We start from the raw sequence: 15897 nt of genomic DNA on the forward strand, positions 1-15897 counted from the left end.
GCTTAGCCGGCCTCGTATCGCCCTGACTTCCCGCCGTCTTTGAGGGTCACGTGGATGCCGCCGATTTCCATGCCCTTGTCCGCCGCCTTCACCATGTCGTAAACCGTCAGCGCACAGGTCGAGACTGCGGTGAGCGCCTCCATCTCGACGCCGGTTTGACCGGTCGTTTTCACTGTGGCCTCGATCTGGAGGCCAGGAAGGTCGGGGTCGGGTGTCAGGTCAACAGAGACTTTTGTCACCGGCAGCGGGTGACAGAGCGGGATCAGATCTGGGGTCTTCTTCGCCCCCATGATCCCCGCCAAACGCGCGACGCCGATGACATCGCCTTTCTTGGCTTCACCGGAGGTGATCATGTCGAAGGTCTCTTGCGCCATCTTGACCCAGCCGACAGCTGTGGCAACGCGTGAGGTTACGGCTTTGTCCGAGACGTCGACCATGTGCGCCGCGCCGGAGGCGTCAAAATGCGTCAGGTCACTCATGCGAGCACCGGATCTTTAAGCAAGGTTTTCGTCGCTTCCTGCACGTTCTCTTGCCGCATAAGGCTTTCCCCGATCAAAAAGGCGCGTGCACCGTAGCTGGCCATGTCAGCAAGATCTGCCGGCGTGTTCAGTCCGGATTCAGAGATTAAGAAGCGGCCATCAGGCACACGTTTTGACAACTCGCGCGTGGTGTCCAGCGTGGTCTCAAACGTTTTGAGATTGCGATTGTTCACGCCGATCAGCGGGGATTTCATGGCCAGGGCGCGGTCCAGTTCTGGGCCGTCATGCACTTCGATCAGAGCATCCATACCCCATTCGAAGGCGGCGGCCTCCAGTTCGGCGGCCTGCGTGTCCGACACTGAAGCCATGATGATCAGGATGCAGTCGGCGTTGAGCGCACGGGCTTCGGCCACTTGATAGGTGTCGTACATGAAATCCTTGCGCAGCGCGGGAAGCGAGGTCGCGGCGCGGGCCCGTACGAGGAAATCCTTGGCGCCCTGGAACGAGGGTGTGTCCGTCAGAACTGAAAGACAGGACGCACCACCTGCCTCATAGGCCTGCGCCAACGCCGCCGGCTCGAAATCGTCGCGGATCAAACCTTTGGAGGGGGAGGCTTTCTTGACCTCCGCGATCAGCCCGTAGCCTGCGGTCGCAGCCTGGATCAGCGCGTCTGCAAAGGGGCGAACAGGGGCGGCGGCGCGTGCCTCTGCTTCGACGTCGCTGAGGGATTTCGCGACCTTGTCGGCGGCGATTTCCTCCAGCTTATAGGCTTTGATTTTGTCGAGGATCGTTTTGGTCATGGCACCTCTCCGGTCCAATCAATTTGGGGTTGGCCTTGGGTCATAAGCCAGTCGTTGATGCGCGAAAAGGGGCGGGAGCCGAAAAAACCGCGTCGCGCCGACAGCGGAGAAGGATGGGCCGTCGCCAGGATCAAGTGATTATCGCCCTCGATATGATGGGCAAACGATTGCGCATGCTTGCCCCAGAGCAAAAAAGCGCGCGGTCGATCCGACAGGCTGGCGAGCACTTGTGCGGTCAAGGCGGACCACCCCAATTTCGCGTGCGCGCCTGCCTGTCCAGCCGGCACGGTGAGCGAAGTGTTCAACAAAAGCACACCCTGCGCGGCCCAATGGCGCAAATCTCCTGTCGCTGGATGCGCCCCGATGTCCGCGTCCATCTCTTTGAAAACATTATTCAAGGAGCGCGGCAGCGGGATCTCAGGCTCTACCGAGAAGGCAAAGCCATGGGCGTGACCCGGCGTGGGATATGGATCCTGGCCAAGGATGACGACGCGAGTTTGCTCCGGCGAGCAGGCGTCAAGGGCAGCGAACCGTTGGTTTGCAGGCGGCAGAATATTGGCTTCATCGGCGAGAGTGCCTTCGATCCGGGGCAGATCATGCTCGAAAAATGGCAGATTCTGCCAATCGGCAGGAGGTCTCATGCCCCCTGCGTGGCCTTCGCCAGCGCCTCGGCCTTGGCCAGAGCGGAACCACTGTCTATGGCTTCGGCGGCGATTTCCGCGCCTTCCCGCAGGCTGGACGCTTTCTGAGCAATGATCAGCGCGGCGGCTGTGTTGAAAAGCACGGCGTCGCGGTAGGCAGATTTCTCCCCCTCAAATAGCGCGCGCATGGCTTTGCCGTTCTCGGCGGGCGTTCCGCCAAGGATAGCCGAGAATGGGTGCGTTGGCAGACCGGCGTCTTCGGGGTGGATTTCCAACGACTTGATCAGCCCGTCTTCCAGCGCGGCCACCGACGTCGGCCCGCAAATGGTGATCTCGTCCGTACCGTCGGAACCGTGCACAAGCCACGCCCGATCGGACCCGAGCTGTTGCAGCGTTTCCGCCATGGGAAAGATCAAGTCGATGGCGAAAGCGCCGGTCAGCTGACGCTTGACACCTGCAGGGTTTGTCAGTGGCCCAAGAATGTTGAAGATCGTTTTGCAGCCGAGTTCCGTGCGCGTGGGCATGACATGCTTCATCGCAGGGTGGTGCATTGGCGCCATCATGAAGGCCATGCCACAGGTGTCGATCACACTCTGGACTTTATCGGCGGGCAACATGATCTCGATGCCGAATTCGCTCAACACATCAGCAGAGCCGGATTTGGACGATAGGTTGCGGTTACCGTGCTTGGCCACAGGTACGCCCGCGGCGGCCACAACGAAGGCCGTCGCAGTGGAAATGTTCAGGGTACCTTTGCCATCGCCGCCAGTGCCGACGATGTCCATCGCGCCGTCAGGCGCCGTAATCGGTGTACACTTCGCGCGCATGACAGAGGCCGCGGCAGCATATTCAGATACGGATTCGCCTCGCGCGCGCATGGCCATGAGCAAGCCGCCGATTTGCGAGGGCGTCGCCTCTCCGTCGAATAACAGGTTGAATGCGGCTTCGGCTTGAGCGCGGCTTAGCGGGCCTTCGGAGGCAGCGTAGATCATGGGCTTCATGGCGTCACTCATGCGGGCACCTTCAGGATATCGAGGAAATTCTGGAGCATGGCGTGACCGTGCTCCGATGCGATGCTCTCGGGGTGAAATTGTACCCCATGAATTGGCAAGCTCTTGTGCTGCAGACCCATGATCGTGCCATCCTCAAGTTCTGCGGTGACTTCGAGGTCGTCGGGCAGGGACGCGCGGTCCACTACGAGGCTGTGATAGCGGGTCGCTTGCAGGGGCGAAGGAAGGCCTTTGAACACGGATTTTCCAGCGTGTTGGATTGCCCCCATCTTTCCATGCACGATTTCGGTATGTCGCTGCACGGTCCCGCCAAAAACTTGGCCTATGGTCTGATGGCCGAGGCAGACCCCAAAGAGCGGAGTGCCTGTTTCTGCGGCAGCCTCTGTAAGGGCGCAACAGATGCCTGACTGAGAGGGAGTGCCTGGCCCGGGTGACAGTACGATGCCTGCGGGTTTCATGGCGATCGCTTGCTGCACATCGATCGCGTCATTGCGCCAGACTTGAACCTCTGCTCCCAGCTCTCCAAGGAAATGCACGAGGTTGTAGGTGAAGCTGTCGTAATTATCGATCAGAAGCAGCATGATGAGCCTTTCTCAGAGGAACTGGGGCTGGCGGGCAGGCCCCCGGTCGCGGTATACATGCGCAGGCGGCGCTTGGGAGGTCAAGTGTCACCGGGGCGGACCAGGGACGGAGGACGAAGCCGAAACCTGTTCACGCAGCGCCAAAGTGAACGAGCGGTAGGGAGCACAGGGTATGGCACGCGGATTTCTGGCAGGTGTGATCTGGGGAACAGTGGTGACCACAGCGGGGGCCGGCGCACTGTCTCTGATGGTCGATCGCTCTGTCCCGTCGGGGCCAGATGTGGTCACCGAAGCTCCGGACGTGGCTGACCCGGAAAGCGTCCGACCGGTCCAGATCACCATAAATGAGGACAATGCTCCCGAGGCGGTAGATCCTGAGAGCATGCGAGAGATGTCGCGAGACGAAACGCCAAAGCCGGCGGCGCAGACGCCTGTGCCTGAGGTCAGCGATACCGCTGAGGCGCTTGCGCAGGTCCAACCCATCGGCGACGATGTGGCCATGGTTGTGACAGAGGATGATGCGCCTACTGTGCAAGATAATCTGGAAGTCGTGCCAAACATGCCCTCAGCCGACGTGGAGCCCAACGCCGCAGAGGAAAGCGCACCAGTGGAAACCTCGAAAGAAGCCCCGGAAACGGTTCAGGTGGTGGAGCTTGACACGCCACCTGTCGCGCCCGATGCGGAGGCTGACAACGCACCCAGTGTAGAGGCGCCAGCGCCTGCTCCGGAACCTGCTCCCGAGGATGCGCCACGCGCTGCGGTGAACGAGGTTTCTGATCGGCCACGCATCGGAAAGCCCGCCGCGTCTTTGACAGAGCGTGACCCGGCAGTGCCGCAAGGTCGGTTGCCCGCTGTGACCTCTTCCTCTGAAAAGGACGAAGCACCGGATTCTGGTGAACCTGCGACGCTAGGCGCCTTGTCAGATGATAGCCCGTTGGTAAAATTCTCGGTGCCTTTCAAGCCTGAGGATGGCGTCCCGCGCATGGCGATCGTCTTGATCGACGACGGCAGCGGTCCTATGGGCCCGGCCGAATTGGAGACGTTCCCCTTTCCGGTGACGTTTGCCATCGACCCGGCGCACCCGAACCCTGCGGAGGCAGCACGGGGCTACCGCGAACGTGGTTTCGAGGTTCTCGCGTTGGCCGATATGCCTGATGGCGCTCAGCCATCCGATGTTGAGGTGACCTTGGCAGGATTGCTCGATACTGTGCCTGAAGCGGTCGGCGTGCTTGAAGGGCCCTCGGGGGGCTTGCAGAGCAGCCGAGCTATTGCGTCTCAGGCCGCGGCTTTTTTAGGTGCGTCTGGCCACGGTTTGGTCATGGAGCAGAATGGGCTGAACACTGCGCAGAAATTGGCGGCTAAGGAAGGAGTGCCTTCTGCTTCTTTGTTCCGTGATCTGGACGGAGAGGGGCAGGATCAGGCGCTGATCCGACGCACCTTGGATCAGGCGTCGTTTCGTGCACGGCAGGAAGGTGAGGCTGTCATGCTAGGCCGTATCCGGGCGGATACGGTGTCTGCGCTTTTGCTTTGGGGCCTTCAGGATCGCGGTAACACGATCACTTTGGTGCCGATCTCAACGATCCTGCAAGAATCTGTCAAGAACGTATCTTCAAATTAAGGCACTGCCCAGCGTTCCAGAGTGGTTGCGAGCTCCCCATATCCGGTGAAGCGCCGCTCGAACGCTAAGCCCATTCGATCTGCGACCTGTCGGGCGCTGGCGGTCAAGACCGGATCGTCGGTTTGTGCTAGGTAAACGAGCGTCTCGTAGTGGTCGAAGTACATATCCAAAAGCTCTGGATGGCGGTCCAAACCCAATGGTTTCCAAACAAAAGCGTCGAATTGTCGGGTCAGGAAATCGGTAAGGTAAAACGCAGTAAGTTCTTCGCGGGCGGCGAAGCGGTGGAGCCCGTCAAAGAAGGCATAACAATGTGGGCCGGCAATCATTTCGACGCCCATTTCATTGCAGGCCTGTTCAAGAAGCCCGCCTGTGCCGCAGTCGGCATAGACAACGGCCACACGACGATAGTTACCTCTGTGGCGCGCCACGGCATCGCGCACCGCATCAGTAATTTTCTCGGGGTGATTGTGCAGAATGGCTGGCAAACAAGTTAAGTCGACCTGAGACCAGCCGTTCATACGTACCAAGGCCACGACTTCTCGTGCCAAGGCGCCGCATGCGATGAGAAGAACGCGCCCATCGCCAGAGGGTGCCATTCCTTGGGTCGTCAGGGTGCTGTCGGTGGGAAGCGGGCTATGTTGTGCTGTCGTCATTTGGCATCGGAGCCGCGGCCCACAGGCCGAAAAGCACCAGTCCAAGGATCACACCAAGTACAGTTAACGCACCCCAGCTCGATAGCGCCCAGAGCGCAAGAACAAGCGCAACCAAGGCCGACAGGACCAGAAGGGCGAAAGACGTGACAGGCATACCGTTCTCCTCTTGTTGATGAGTATGGTGCAAAGGTGGAAAAAGGAAAAGGTCCCTAAGTCGAAAAGGGACCTTTTGTAATGATTTTCCGCGACGTCATGGCGAAGGAGCGTCAGCCCGCGGCCATCTGGTTGTGCTTGCGGGAAATGTACTCCTTGGCCGTTTCAACAGCCACGGCGGCATCGCGACAATACGCATCAGCGCCGATTGCCTTGCCAAACTCCTCGTTCAACGGTGCGCCGCCGACCAGCACGATGTAGTCATCGCGGATACCTTGCGCGATCATCGTGTCGATAACGACCTTCATATACGGCATGGTGGTGGTGAGCAGCGCGGACATGCCGAGGATGTCTGCCTCCTCCTTGGCGATGGCCTCAAGGTAGTTTTCAACGGGGTTGTTGATCCCAAGGTCGACGACCTCGAACCCGGCGCCTTCCATCATCATGGAGACGAGGTTTTTGCCAATGTCGTGAATATCGCCCTTCACGGTGCCGATGACCATCTTGCCCTGTTTGGGCGCGCCGGTCTCTGCCAAAAGCGGCTTGAGGATGTGCATGCCACCTTTCATCGCATTGGCGGCCAGCAGCACCTCGGGAACAAACAGGATCCCGTCGCGGAAGTCGTGACCGACGATCGTCATGCCGCCGACCAAGGCCTTGGTCAGGATGTCATAGGGTTGCCAGCCGCGCTCCAGCAGGATGTTGACCGCTTCTTCGATCTCTTCCTTGAGACCGTCGTAGAGATCGTCGAACATCTGTTGGACAAGCTCCTCGTCATCGAGTTCGGAGAGGATGATGTCGTCTTCTTCGTCGGACATTGTGCGTTTCCTTTCTGCGGGCGCAGCGGTCATAGACCTGTTCTGCGATTAGTTGTCATTTTTCCCCTGCCTCAATTGGCAGATTGCGACATGGGACAAGGCCAATCCGACTTTGTGCACGGAGATTAGGCAGAGATTGTAAATGTTCCATTTATGTTCTAGTTTTACAGAATGGACCATGAAGAGAGGATCATAGCGCCCGAGCAACGGCGCGGCAGAGGGGCAGCCACCCGCGAAACCGGTCGATTCGAACGGTTTAGCCGTATAGGTTGCAGTGACGGTTGGGATATCCCCGAAGAGCAGCGTGTGCTGCGCACTGAAGTCCGGCCCGAACAGGCGCGGACGATCATCAACTACGTCCGCTCGCCGGATCTTCCATTTGACCGTTCGCTGAACCCTTATCGGGGCTGCGAGCACGGCTGCATCTACTGCTTTGCCCGGCCGACACATGCCTACATGGGACTCTCGCCGGGGTTGGATTTCGAAACCAAGCTGACCGCCCGTCGAAACGCACCGGAAGTCTTGGCGCGAGAACTGTCGGCCAAGCGCTACAGCGTCGCACCTCTGGCCATCGGTACGAACACGGACCCCTACCAGCCGGTCGAGCGGAACGAGGGTGTGATGCGAGCCTGCCTTGAGGTTCTGCGGGATTTTCGCCATCCGGTCGCCATCGTCACCAAAGGCACGCTGATCGAACGGGATCTGGATATCCTCGCGCCCATGGCAGCAGAGGGATTGCTGCGTGTCGGCATTTCGGTCACTTCGCTGGACCCGGATCTGTCGCGTCGGATGGAGCCGCGTTGCCCCGCGCCCGCGCGCCGTCTGGCGACAATCCGGGCGTTGGTGGGGGCTGGCATTCCGGTGCGGGTGATGGCCTCGCCGTTGGTGCCCGCGCTCACTGATCCTGAGTTGGAGCATATCCTTGAATCCGGAGCGGACGCCGGGGCGACCTCCGCCAGCTATATCATGCTGCGGTTGCCGCGCGAGGTCGCTGATCTGTGGCAGACGTGGCTGGAGGAGCATTATCCGGACCGTGCTAAGCGCGTGATGGGGCATGTCAGGGACATGCACGGGGGTGAAGTCTATTCGGCGAAGTGGTTCCACCGGATGAAAGGCGAGGGTGTTTACGCAGATTTGATCGCGCAGAGGTTTCGTCGTGTGACTCGGGCGCTTGGTCTGGATGAGGCACAGCCAGCGCTGCGATGCGATCTGTTTCGTGTGCCGCCCAGGAAAGGTGACCAGCTGAAACTCTTCTGATCGCTTTGGGTCCAAGTCTCGTTTAACTGCGACGGCGACCGCGACGCTCGCGCGTTTTGGTCGGCTCGCCGGTGCCGTCACTGTCTGAGGAGAAGCCGCCAAGCTTTTCAGAGATCTCTTCCAGCGAGGGACCAGCGCCACGGGGGCGCGTTTCCAACGCTTCACGCATGGCTTTGAGGTGCTCGGGCAGGGTGCCGCAGCAGCCGCCGATGATACTGACACCGGAATCCCGCGCGAGGCAGGCGTATTCGGCCATCAGTTCTGGCGTTCCGTCGTAATGGATATGACCATCGACATATTTCGGTATGCCAGCATTGCCCTTTGCGATCAGGGGGCGTTTCGTTCCGGTGGCGGTGAAGCCCAAGACGGTGCGCATGAGATCGGACGCGCCGACGCCGCAGTTGGCACCGAAGGCAATGGGCGGTGTCGGCAATCCTTCGACCATCTCAACCATCGCAGGGGCCGTCATCCCCATCATTGTACGGCCTGCAGTGTCGAAGGACATGGTCCCACACCATGGCGCTCCGATATTGTTGAAGGCTTCGGCTGCAGCTTTGTATTCCTCGGGGGCGGAAATGGTTTCGACCCAGAGCACATCGGCGCCGCCGTCCATCAGGCCTTTTGCGGTTTCTTCGAACATCGCAACCGCGTCGGCGTGGCCGAGCGATCCGGCGGCCCCCATGATTTCGCCCGTCGGCCCGACGGAGCCCGCGACGATGACCTCACGGCCTGCGGCGTCTGCCACTTCGCGGCCCAATTCGGCGGCGATCTTGGACAGCTCATAGGCGCGATGGCCCGCGTCGTGCAGTTTCAGCCGCGAGGCATTTGCACCAAAGGAGTTGGTCAGGAAAAGATCTGACCCGGCCTCCACGGCGTTGCGATAAAGTGTACGGATTTTCTCCGGCTCGTTTTCATTCCAGAACTCCGGCGCATCGCCAGATTGCAGCCCCATGTTGAATAGATTGGTGCCGGTTGCGCCATCGGCCAGCAGCCAGTCGCGGGTTTCAAGAGCACGGGACAGTGCATTGGTCATGTGAAAGGCTCCTCGGGGCTTTGACAAGTCGTGTTCCACATCGGGCTGCATGACGCAAATGCATAATCTGCATCATTGTCATGAGGTTGATATGGCCTACTGCAAGGTCCACAGGGGCAGTCGATCCTCGGGCACAAGCCAGGCCGCCATGGTCCAGCCAGCGGCACGCGGTATGTTTACGGCCCACGCGGCCACTTCTCGGACACGCGCGCGGAGGGTGCCTTGGCCGGGGCGTGGCACTTTGGGGGTGGCGCAGACGGCAACCGCTTTTCCGGCCCAAAGGAACGATGCCGCCCCTCGAAGCGCGTGAAACGGTTCGGTGACGACGATAACGCGTGTATCTTCCGGCAGGATCTCAAGGCTGAAGCGGGCGTTTTGCAGCGTGGACTGCGAGGCCGCTTCAACAAGGATGCCCTCGGAATCGACGCTCATGTCGCGTGCTTTTCTTGCCATGGCTTTGGCGGTTGAAGCCTGACCCAGCGCGCCGGCCCCAGTCATCAACAGGCTGTCGACAGTTCCGGTCTGGTAAAGCCGTACGCCCGCTATGACCCGCGCGGCGGAATCGATGGACAAACCGTCGGCTGTGCTTCCGCCACCAAGAACCACGGCCACGTCGAAATGCGACCGCACCGCATCACACCGCTGGACCAGATTGATCGACAGCAGAACCAAGGATGTGCAAAGCAGGATGTAGCCGGCAAACAGTTTGATCAGAAGACGCATGGTCGTTCCCTAAAACAAAAGACCCGGCGGTGAGCCGGGTCTCAGGTTTCTTACTCCAGCTCGATGGTCCCTGGGGGCTTCGAGGTGGTGTCATAGAACACACGGTTGATTCCGCGCACTTCGTTAATGATCCGAGTGGAGGTCTCGCCAAGGAAATCATGGGTGAACGGATAGTAATCCGCAGTCATCCCATCGACCGAGGTCACAGCCCGAAGCGCCAGCGCATAATCGTAAGTCCGACCGTCACCCATTACGCCGACGGTGCGCATGGGCAAGATTGCGGCGAAGGCTTGCCAGATTTCGTCATACAGATTGTGTTTGCGAATTTGGTCGATGTAGACGGCATCGGCCTTTCGCAAGATCTCCAGCTTTTCGCGGGTGATCTCGCCGGGGCAACGGATCGCAAGGCCGGGACCGGGGAAGGGGTGCCGGCCGATAAACGACGCGGGCAGGCCAAGTTCCTGACCCAGCGCGCGGACCTCGTCTTTGAACAGCTCGCGCAGGGGCTCCACCAGCTTGAGACCCATCTTCTCTGGCAGGCCACCGACGTTGTGGTGCGATTTGATTGTGACCGAGGGACCACCGGAGAACGACACTGATTCAATAACATCAGGGTACAATGTTCCCTGAGCCAGGAATTCAGCGCCTTCAATGCCGTCAGCGTATTTCTGGAAGACGTCAATGAACAGCTTGCCGATGATCTTGCGCTTGGTTTCGGGGTCAGAAACGCCCTCAAGTTCGCCGAGAAACAAGTCGCTTTCATCAGCGTGGATCAGGTTCAGGTTGTAGTTGTCGCGGAACATAGCGACAACCTGTTCGGCTTCGTTCTGCCGAAGCAGGCCGTGATCGACGAAAACGCAGGTCAACTGGTCACCGATGGCCTCGTGCAGCAGAATGCCGGTCACAGAGGAATCAACACCGCCCGACAGCGCGCAGATCACCTGTTTGTCGCCCACGTCTTCGCGGATCTTCGCAATCATCTCTTCGCGGTAGGCGCCCATGGTCCAGTCGCCGTCGAAGCCAGCCAGCTTGACGAAGTTCTCGTACAGCGTTGCGCCGTTCGGTGTGTGATGCACCTCGGGATGGAACTGCACGGCGTAAAAGCGTCGATCCAGGTCAGCGGTCATGGCGAAGGGCGCACCGGTCGAGGTGCCGTAGACCTCAAACCCAGGTGCCAGCTCGGCGACATGGTCGCCGTGGCTCATCCAAACCTGTTCGCGGCCGGTGCCGTCCAGGAACCAGCCATTGAAGAAGTCGGTTGTGCGCTCGGTCGGTGCGACCCATGCGCGGCCAAACTCTGCTGTGTGGCTCTCGCCCGCTTCTATGCGGCCGCCGAGGTCTTGCATCATCACCTGTTGGCCATAGCAGATGCCAAGGATCGGCACGCCGAGGGCGTAAACGGATTTTGGTGGACGTGGCGACCCGTCTCGGGTCACGCTGTCAGGGCCGCCGGAAAAAATGACGGCCTTTGGGGCGAAGTCCCGCAGAAACGCGTCTGTCACGTTCTGATAGGGATGGATTTCGCAATAGACGTTCAGTTCGCGGAGGCGGCGCGCGATGAGCTGCGTCACCTGGGAGCCAAAGTCGATGATAAGGAGGCGCTGGTGCTGGATCTGAGTCATGGCGCATGCCATAGGCCGCACGTCACGCGCGCGCAAGAGGCAGGCGGTATCCTGGCATCAGTTCAACGGCGAGAGACGCTCTGGCGCACGCCGTGGCTGTGGTCTTCTCGGAAAACACTGCCGCGTTCTGTCCAGGCATGCAGCGAGGTTGGGTCGACACGGGCAAAGATCGGCTGTACCGGCCATGTGACTTGACGTGGAGGCATATCTCCTGACGGTGTTTCGGTGCTGCGGTTGAACCATGGAACGCCACAGGGAGCCCGGTGCAGGTTGGACCTGCCTTGGCCTAATGGGGGGCGCTCGTCCCGCGCGTCGCTGTTCTTTGACCGTCGCCCATCGTGCTCGAACCCATGGCCATAACTTGGGCAACCGGACAAGCTATTGTTTTCACGGGTCACTTAAATGCCTCTGGAGAAACATTCGATCTGAACTCTGACGAATAGCGTTTTCATTCGGTCATTTCTGTACGGTCTCCCTGAGACGCTACAGCTTAAAGAGCGGTCCGAAACCTGACTATCATCATCGTAGACCGGTTGTTGACCATCCTCACTGCTAAGTTCCCTGCTCGGCTGCGCAAGCGAAGCCAGCGGGCCTGGGGATGGCAAGTCGCGCAACGCTGTCAGTCTATGGCCGCGGCGTGCTTTCCAAGCTGATTTGCCATGCATATGGACTGGGGAGTAGTCGCATGTGGCAGTGCCATGACAAGCTTTCCCATAATGCTTGCTAAGGTTTTCTGGAAAACGGGCACCGAGAAATCATGGCATCAAGCATCTGGAAAGATTTCTGTGGCATCGAGAGGCGACCTGAAATTTGCGTGCTTACATGGTTGATACAGGATTCGATGGCGCTGGCGGCTTTTCGATGTCGCTTTCAGGTCTGACACGCCGGAAACGTCCAAGGCCGGGAGTGGTCCAGTCGTTACAAAAGGCTTAATCACGGGGGACGACGGTCGCCCCCCGGCCAGCCGCGAGGGCATGAAAAGATGGCAGAAGCAGCAGCGCGCAAGCGGGGCAAAGGTGGCGGTGGCGCGGCGCGTCGGGCGGAGCGCACATCCACGGTGATCGACACGGCGCGGTTCATCGAACGCAACATTCCCAACTTCGAGGTGCTGAACGAAGAAGCTCTGCAGATCATCGAAGAAAATGCGGAAACGGTTCTCGAAGAAATAGGGGTAAATTTTGTAAACAACCCCGCTGCGCTTGAACGTTGGCGCGCCGCAGGTGCGACGATCGAAGGTGAACGAGTGCGTATTCCGCGAGGGCTGGCGCGCAAACTCGCCTCTACTGCGCCGTCGCAATTCACGCAGCATGCTCGCAATCCTGAGAGAAACGTCGAAATCGGCGGAAAGAACCTCGTGCTGGCGCCTGTGTATGGCCCACCTTTTGTGCGTGATATCGATGGTGGTCGGCGCTACGCAACGATCGCAGATTTTCGCAAGTTCGTGAAGCTTGGTCAGCAGTCAAAATGGTTGCATCACTCTGGGGGAACAGTCTGCGAACCGACGGACGTCGCAGTTAACAAGCGCCACTTGGACATGATGCTGGCACACATGACGCTGTCAGACAAACCCTTCATGGGCTCGGTGACCGAACCGAGTCGCGCGGCGGATTCCGTGGAAATGTGTGAGATTTTGTTCGGAAAACAGTTTGTTTCCGAAAATACGGTAATGACTTCGCTGATCAATATTAACTCGCCGCTGACCTTTGATGACACGATGATGGGGGCGCTCGAAGTCTATGCAGCTGCCAACCAAGCCTGCATTATTTCGCCCTTTATCGTGGGCGGTGCCATGGCCCCTGTGTCTATCGCGGGAACGCTGACACAGGTTCTGGCAGAGGTGCTCGCGGGGGTGGCTTATAGCCAGTTGGTCCGCCCCGGTGCGCCCGTGATCTTCGGTGCTTTTGTGACGTCGATCGACATGAATTCCGGTGCTCCGACCTTCGGTACGCCAGAGGCGTCCCATATCACGTACGGCGCAGGGCAGTTGGCGCGCCGATTGGGACTTCCGTTCCGGTCCGCTGGGTCGTTCTGCGGATCGAAATTGCCGGATGCACAGGCCGCCTATGAGACTGCAAATTCGCTCAACATGGGGCTGCTTGCGGGCGTCAATTTCATGCTGCACTCGTGTGGTTGGCTCGAAGGTGGGCTGGTGGCCTCGTTTGAGAAATTCGTCATGGATGCGGACCAGCTTGGCGCGTTGCACGGACTGGCTAAAGGCGTCGCCATGGACGAAAATGCGCAGGCTATGGATGCCCTGCGTGAAGTTGGTCCTGGCGGTCACTACTTGGGATGCGCGCACACCCAAGCAAACTTCAAAAGCGCCTTCTGGCGCTCAGAAGTCCTTGATTACAAACCGTTTGAGACATGGTCAGAAGAAGGTGGGCGTGACACGGCCACTCTTGCCCAAGCGCGGATGGAGAAGCTGCTGAGCAGCTATGTGGAGCCCGCCATGGATCCCGCAGTGCGCGAAGCCTTGCATGACTATGTAGCGGAAAAGAAGGCTTCCATGCCTGATAGCTTCACCTAAAAGCGCGTGTCGCAAAAATCGCATGGTGTGGCCCTGCTGGGCCGCCCATGACCTCAATGTAGATGAAGCGTCAGCGTGCCGTGTCTCCGAGCAGACGGGCCTCTCCCATCATGGCTGTCAGAACCTCGACATGGCGGGTGACGCTGTAGCTGGCATCGGCGGTGCGACGTTGTTCGTCGATGTCTGCTTCGATCTCGATCAAACGCATGACAGCTTCACCGGGTCGGGGCATCTGACCCTGGCCTAGTATGCGGTTCAAACATGAACTGCGACGGTAGTCCCGCACCCCGATCCGCGCTGCGCGGATCAACAGTTTTGGTCGGCGCAAGTCATTTAGTATACCCAGCAGATCTTTCATTTTCAGCCTCCTCGTTGTGGGGCCGTCTTCCTGTGGAAAACAGCCCGACCTCAACCCAAGATAGGCACACCCGGAATGGGTGTTGCGTACACACCGACTGCTGCGTTCGAGTGATTTACGTTTGATTATCTATTGTTAGGAAAGATCAGACTCGAGAAATACTGTTAACCAAAGAGTAACCTGAACACCCATAGGTTGCGATTTAGTAAATGGGGATAAGTCTGTGCAAAACCTTCCGCGGACGGGATGCTTCAAATGAAGGTAACGCCGTCTGATAACTCGGATCGACTGCTGCCTAGATGGGTACCTGATGAGGTGCGCCTCTACATGGAGCATACCGAATTTGGACGGTCCATTCGGGAACTGGCGCGTCAATCGGCACAGTATCCGTCGACTATTTCGCGGCAAGTCCGGAAAATCGAGTCGCGAAGGGACGATCCTCTTGTTGATGCAGCTTTATGCAACCTGGGGGCAGCCGGGGACTGGAACCTGGCATCAACGACCAGAAAGGACGATGAGCTTATGACTGCTGCCGTTAATATGCCGGCTCTGCCGGATGAGATCACTCTGACGCGTGAAGCGCGTCGCATTCTGCGCCGCCTGTGCGAACCGGGCGCCATTCTTGCCGTCGCCGCGGAGATGGAAAAAGCGGTTGTGGTGCGGGACACCGGCGACGGGGGCAGCGCGCGCACCGCTGTCACCGATATGTCCATTGCGCAGGCCATGGCGCTGAGGGAATGGATCACCTGTGATCGCCCCGCGCGCATTTCCCAGTATCGGATTACCTCCGGCGGGCGGTCAGCGTTGAACCAAATGGTGGCGCAGCAGGAAAATCGGGTGCGCGGCTTTGCCGAAGCGCAGGCGGGTTTTGACAACGGACGCGCCGCCGAAGCGGCATTGGACGAGGTGGATCGCGATCCACGCGTGCGCAAGGGCCGATATCTTTTGGCTGAAAGCCCTCTCACCGCGTTGGGCAGACGTCGTGACCGAGATGGTCAGCCTTTTTTGACAGAGGAGCTGATCAGCGCAGGCGAGCGGTTGCGCGAGGATTTCGAGTTGGCACAGATCGGGCCTCGCACAACGCAAAATTGGGATCAATTTCTAACCTCTGGTATTACGACATCGCTGTACTGTGGTGAGGATGGCGCCACGGAGGCACAAAAGCGACTGCAGTTGGCTTTGCGCGATTTGGGTGCGGGGTTAGGGGACGTCGCACTGCGCTGCTGCTGTTACCTTGAAGGGTTGGAAACGGCGGAAAAACAGCTTGGGTGGTCCGCGCGATCCGGGAAGATCGTCTTGCGCATTGCCTTGCAAAGGCTGCGCCGCCACTACGAGGAACGTGGTCGCGTAGGTGGTGATTTGATCGCCTGAAGCTGATCAACTCACCCTTTATATTCGATGAAAGGCTGCAAAATTCCACATCTTCAGTGGCATGATTTCCGCGAAACGCTTGATGTATTAAAGACTTGGAGTGCTTTCAGCCGCAGGGGGATACTTAACAAGGACATTTCGGAAGCGACTGTACCGAGAGAGCATGGTCAGGTGCAAAGGGGGCTGCAAACCGCCTCAGGAGCGTTCACGGCGAGAATCTTGTGGAGGGGGATGGGGAGAATTGTTTGCGCAC

The 15897-nt window shown here is 59.1% G+C and carries 16 protein-coding genes; 4 read left to right on the plus strand and 12 right to left on the minus strand.

All coding sequences use genetic code 11. The annotated features are described in order from the left end of the window. Positions 1–2: 2 nt before the first annotated feature. From moaC to J4E08_RS11940, 5 genes are read right to left on the minus strand one after another with little or no spacing between them, the layout of a single operon-like run. On the minus strand, positions 3–479 hold the full coding sequence (moaC, locus tag J4E08_RS11920; protein ID WP_349538685.1) for a cyclic pyranopterin monophosphate synthase MoaC: 477 nt from the start codon (positions 477–479) through the stop codon (positions 3–5). Further along, entirely contained in the window at positions 476–1279 is an 804-nt protein-coding gene (gene trpC, locus J4E08_RS11925) for an indole-3-glycerol phosphate synthase TrpC (protein WP_349538686.1), read from the minus strand. Before trpC ends, moaC begins: the two co-directional genes overlap by 4 nt. Then, positions 1276–1920: a uracil-DNA glycosylase gene (locus tag J4E08_RS11930; RefSeq protein WP_349538687.1), complete on the minus strand. Its 645-nt coding sequence runs from the start codon at positions 1918–1920 to the stop codon at positions 1276–1278. Before J4E08_RS11930 ends, trpC begins: the two co-directional genes overlap by 4 nt. Next, positions 1917–2933, minus strand: a complete 1017-nt coding sequence (gene trpD, locus J4E08_RS11935; protein WP_349538688.1) for an anthranilate phosphoribosyltransferase — start codon at positions 2931–2933, stop codon at positions 1917–1919. The genes J4E08_RS11930 and trpD overlap by 4 nt, the downstream gene beginning before the upstream one ends. Next, positions 2930–3511, minus strand: coding sequence for an anthranilate synthase component II (locus tag J4E08_RS11940; protein ID WP_349538689.1), 582 nt, complete (start codon positions 3509–3511; stop codon positions 2930–2932). Before J4E08_RS11940 ends, trpD begins: the two co-directional genes overlap by 4 nt. Before the next feature lie 172 nt (positions 3512–3683). Between J4E08_RS11940 and J4E08_RS11945 the strand changes: the two genes are divergently transcribed. After that, positions 3684–5129, plus strand: coding sequence for a divergent polysaccharide deacetylase family protein (locus J4E08_RS11945; protein WP_349538690.1), 1446 nt, complete (start codon positions 3684–3686; stop codon positions 5127–5129). Here the strand turns inward: J4E08_RS11945 and J4E08_RS11950 are convergent. The 3 genes from J4E08_RS11950 to J4E08_RS11960 form a co-directional block, all read right to left on the minus strand. Then, positions 5126–5782, minus strand: coding sequence for a DUF1638 domain-containing protein (locus J4E08_RS11950; protein ID WP_349538691.1), 657 nt, complete (start codon positions 5780–5782; stop codon positions 5126–5128). The two genes, J4E08_RS11945 and J4E08_RS11950, sit on opposite strands and share 4 nt — an antisense overlap. Further along, the gene (locus tag J4E08_RS11955) at positions 5763–5936 is read right to left on the minus strand and encodes a hypothetical protein (RefSeq protein WP_183967452.1); all 174 of its coding nucleotides are present in this window, start codon (positions 5934–5936) and stop codon (positions 5763–5765) included. Before J4E08_RS11955 ends, J4E08_RS11950 begins: the two co-directional genes overlap by 20 nt. Before the next feature lie 112 nt (positions 5937–6048). Then, positions 6049–6753, minus strand: coding sequence for a cobalamin B12-binding domain-containing protein (locus J4E08_RS11960; RefSeq protein ID WP_183967454.1), 705 nt, complete (start codon positions 6751–6753; stop codon positions 6049–6051). Positions 6754–6924: 171 nt separating this feature from the next. Between J4E08_RS11960 and J4E08_RS11965 the strand changes: the two genes are divergently transcribed. Next, a complete protein-coding gene (locus tag J4E08_RS11965; RefSeq protein WP_349538692.1) occupies positions 6925–8010 on the plus strand; it encodes a PA0069 family radical SAM protein in 1086 nt (361 codons plus the stop codon). Positions 8011–8032: 22 nt separating this feature from the next. On the opposite strand, the gene bmt is transcribed toward J4E08_RS11965, so the two are convergent. The 3 genes from bmt to guaA form a co-directional block, all read right to left on the minus strand. Further along, positions 8033–9043: a betaine--homocysteine S-methyltransferase gene (gene bmt / locus J4E08_RS11970; protein ID WP_349538693.1), complete on the minus strand. Its 1011-nt coding sequence runs from the start codon at positions 9041–9043 to the stop codon at positions 8033–8035. Between the two features lie 96 nt (positions 9044–9139). Then, complete coding sequence (locus J4E08_RS11975) at positions 9140–9766, minus strand: YdcF family protein (protein ID WP_349538694.1); 627 nt, start codon at positions 9764–9766, stop codon at positions 9140–9142. 50 nt (positions 9767–9816) lie between these two features. After that, the gene (gene guaA, locus J4E08_RS11980; RefSeq protein ID WP_349538695.1) at positions 9817–11388 is read right to left on the minus strand and encodes a glutamine-hydrolyzing GMP synthase; all 1572 of its coding nucleotides are present in this window, start codon (positions 11386–11388) and stop codon (positions 9817–9819) included. Positions 11389–12370: 982 nt separating this feature from the next. Between guaA and J4E08_RS11985 the strand changes: the two genes are divergently transcribed. Next, positions 12371–13915, plus strand: coding sequence for a trimethylamine methyltransferase family protein (locus tag J4E08_RS11985; RefSeq protein WP_349538696.1), 1545 nt, complete (start codon positions 12371–12373; stop codon positions 13913–13915). A gap of 70 nt (positions 13916–13985) precedes the next feature. Here J4E08_RS11985 and J4E08_RS11990 read toward each other — a convergent pair whose 3' ends face one another. After that, a complete protein-coding gene (locus J4E08_RS11990) occupies positions 13986–14273 on the minus strand; it encodes a DUF6477 family protein (protein ID WP_349538697.1) in 288 nt (95 codons plus the stop codon). Positions 14274–14795: 522 nt separating this feature from the next. Here J4E08_RS11990 and J4E08_RS11995 point away from each other — a divergent pair. Then, positions 14796–15644, plus strand: coding sequence for a DUF6456 domain-containing protein (locus tag J4E08_RS11995; RefSeq protein WP_349538698.1), 849 nt, complete (start codon positions 14796–14798; stop codon positions 15642–15644). The last annotated feature ends 253 nt before the right edge of the window (positions 15645–15897 follow it).

This window comes from Sagittula sp. NFXS13 (genome assembly GCF_040148795.1).
GTDB classification, from domain to species: domain Bacteria; phylum Pseudomonadota; class Alphaproteobacteria; order Rhodobacterales; family Rhodobacteraceae; genus Sagittula; species Sagittula marina.

Coding starts and splice junctions, on each gene's coding strand:
- moaC (WP_349538685.1), bottom strand. CDS start 479: ATGAGTGACCTGACGCATTTTGACGCCTCCGGCGCGGCGCACATGGTC.
- bmt (WP_349538693.1), bottom strand. CDS start 9,043: ATGACCAATGCACTGTCCCGTGCTCTTGAAACCCGCGACTGGCTGCTG.
- J4E08_RS11945 (WP_349538690.1), top strand. CDS start 3,684: ATGGCACGCGGATTTCTGGCAGGTGTGATCTGGGGAACAGTGGTGACC.
- J4E08_RS11965 (WP_349538692.1), top strand. CDS start 6,925: ATGGACCATGAAGAGAGGATCATAGCGCCCGAGCAACGGCGCGGCAGA.
- J4E08_RS11930 (WP_349538687.1), bottom strand. CDS start 1,920: ATGAGACCTCCTGCCGATTGGCAGAATCTGCCATTTTTCGAGCATGAT.
- J4E08_RS11940 (WP_349538689.1), bottom strand. CDS start 3,511: ATGCTGCTTCTGATCGATAATTACGACAGCTTCACCTACAACCTCGTG.
- J4E08_RS11955 (WP_183967452.1), bottom strand. CDS start 5,936: ATGCCTGTCACGTCTTTCGCCCTTCTGGTCCTGTCGGCCTTGGTTGCG.
- trpC (WP_349538686.1), bottom strand. CDS start 1,279: ATGACCAAAACGATCCTCGACAAAATCAAAGCCTATAAGCTGGAGGAA.
- J4E08_RS11985 (WP_349538696.1), top strand. CDS start 12,371: ATGGCAGAAGCAGCAGCGCGCAAGCGGGGCAAAGGTGGCGGTGGCGCG.
- J4E08_RS11960 (WP_183967454.1), bottom strand. CDS start 6,753: ATGTCCGACGAAGAAGACGACATCATCCTCTCCGAACTCGATGACGAG.
- trpD (WP_349538688.1), bottom strand. CDS start 2,933: ATGAGTGACGCCATGAAGCCCATGATCTACGCTGCCTCCGAAGGCCCG.
- J4E08_RS11995 (WP_349538698.1), top strand. CDS start 14,796: ATGACTGCTGCCGTTAATATGCCGGCTCTGCCGGATGAGATCACTCTG.
- J4E08_RS11950 (WP_349538691.1), bottom strand. CDS start 5,782: ATGACGACAGCACAACATAGCCCGCTTCCCACCGACAGCACCCTGACG.
- J4E08_RS11990 (WP_349538697.1), bottom strand. CDS start 14,273: ATGAAAGATCTGCTGGGTATACTAAATGACTTGCGCCGACCAAAACTG.
- J4E08_RS11975 (WP_349538694.1), bottom strand. CDS start 9,766: ATGCGTCTTCTGATCAAACTGTTTGCCGGCTACATCCTGCTTTGCACA.
- guaA (WP_349538695.1), bottom strand. CDS start 11,388: ATGACTCAGATCCAGCACCAGCGCCTCCTTATCATCGACTTTGGCTCC.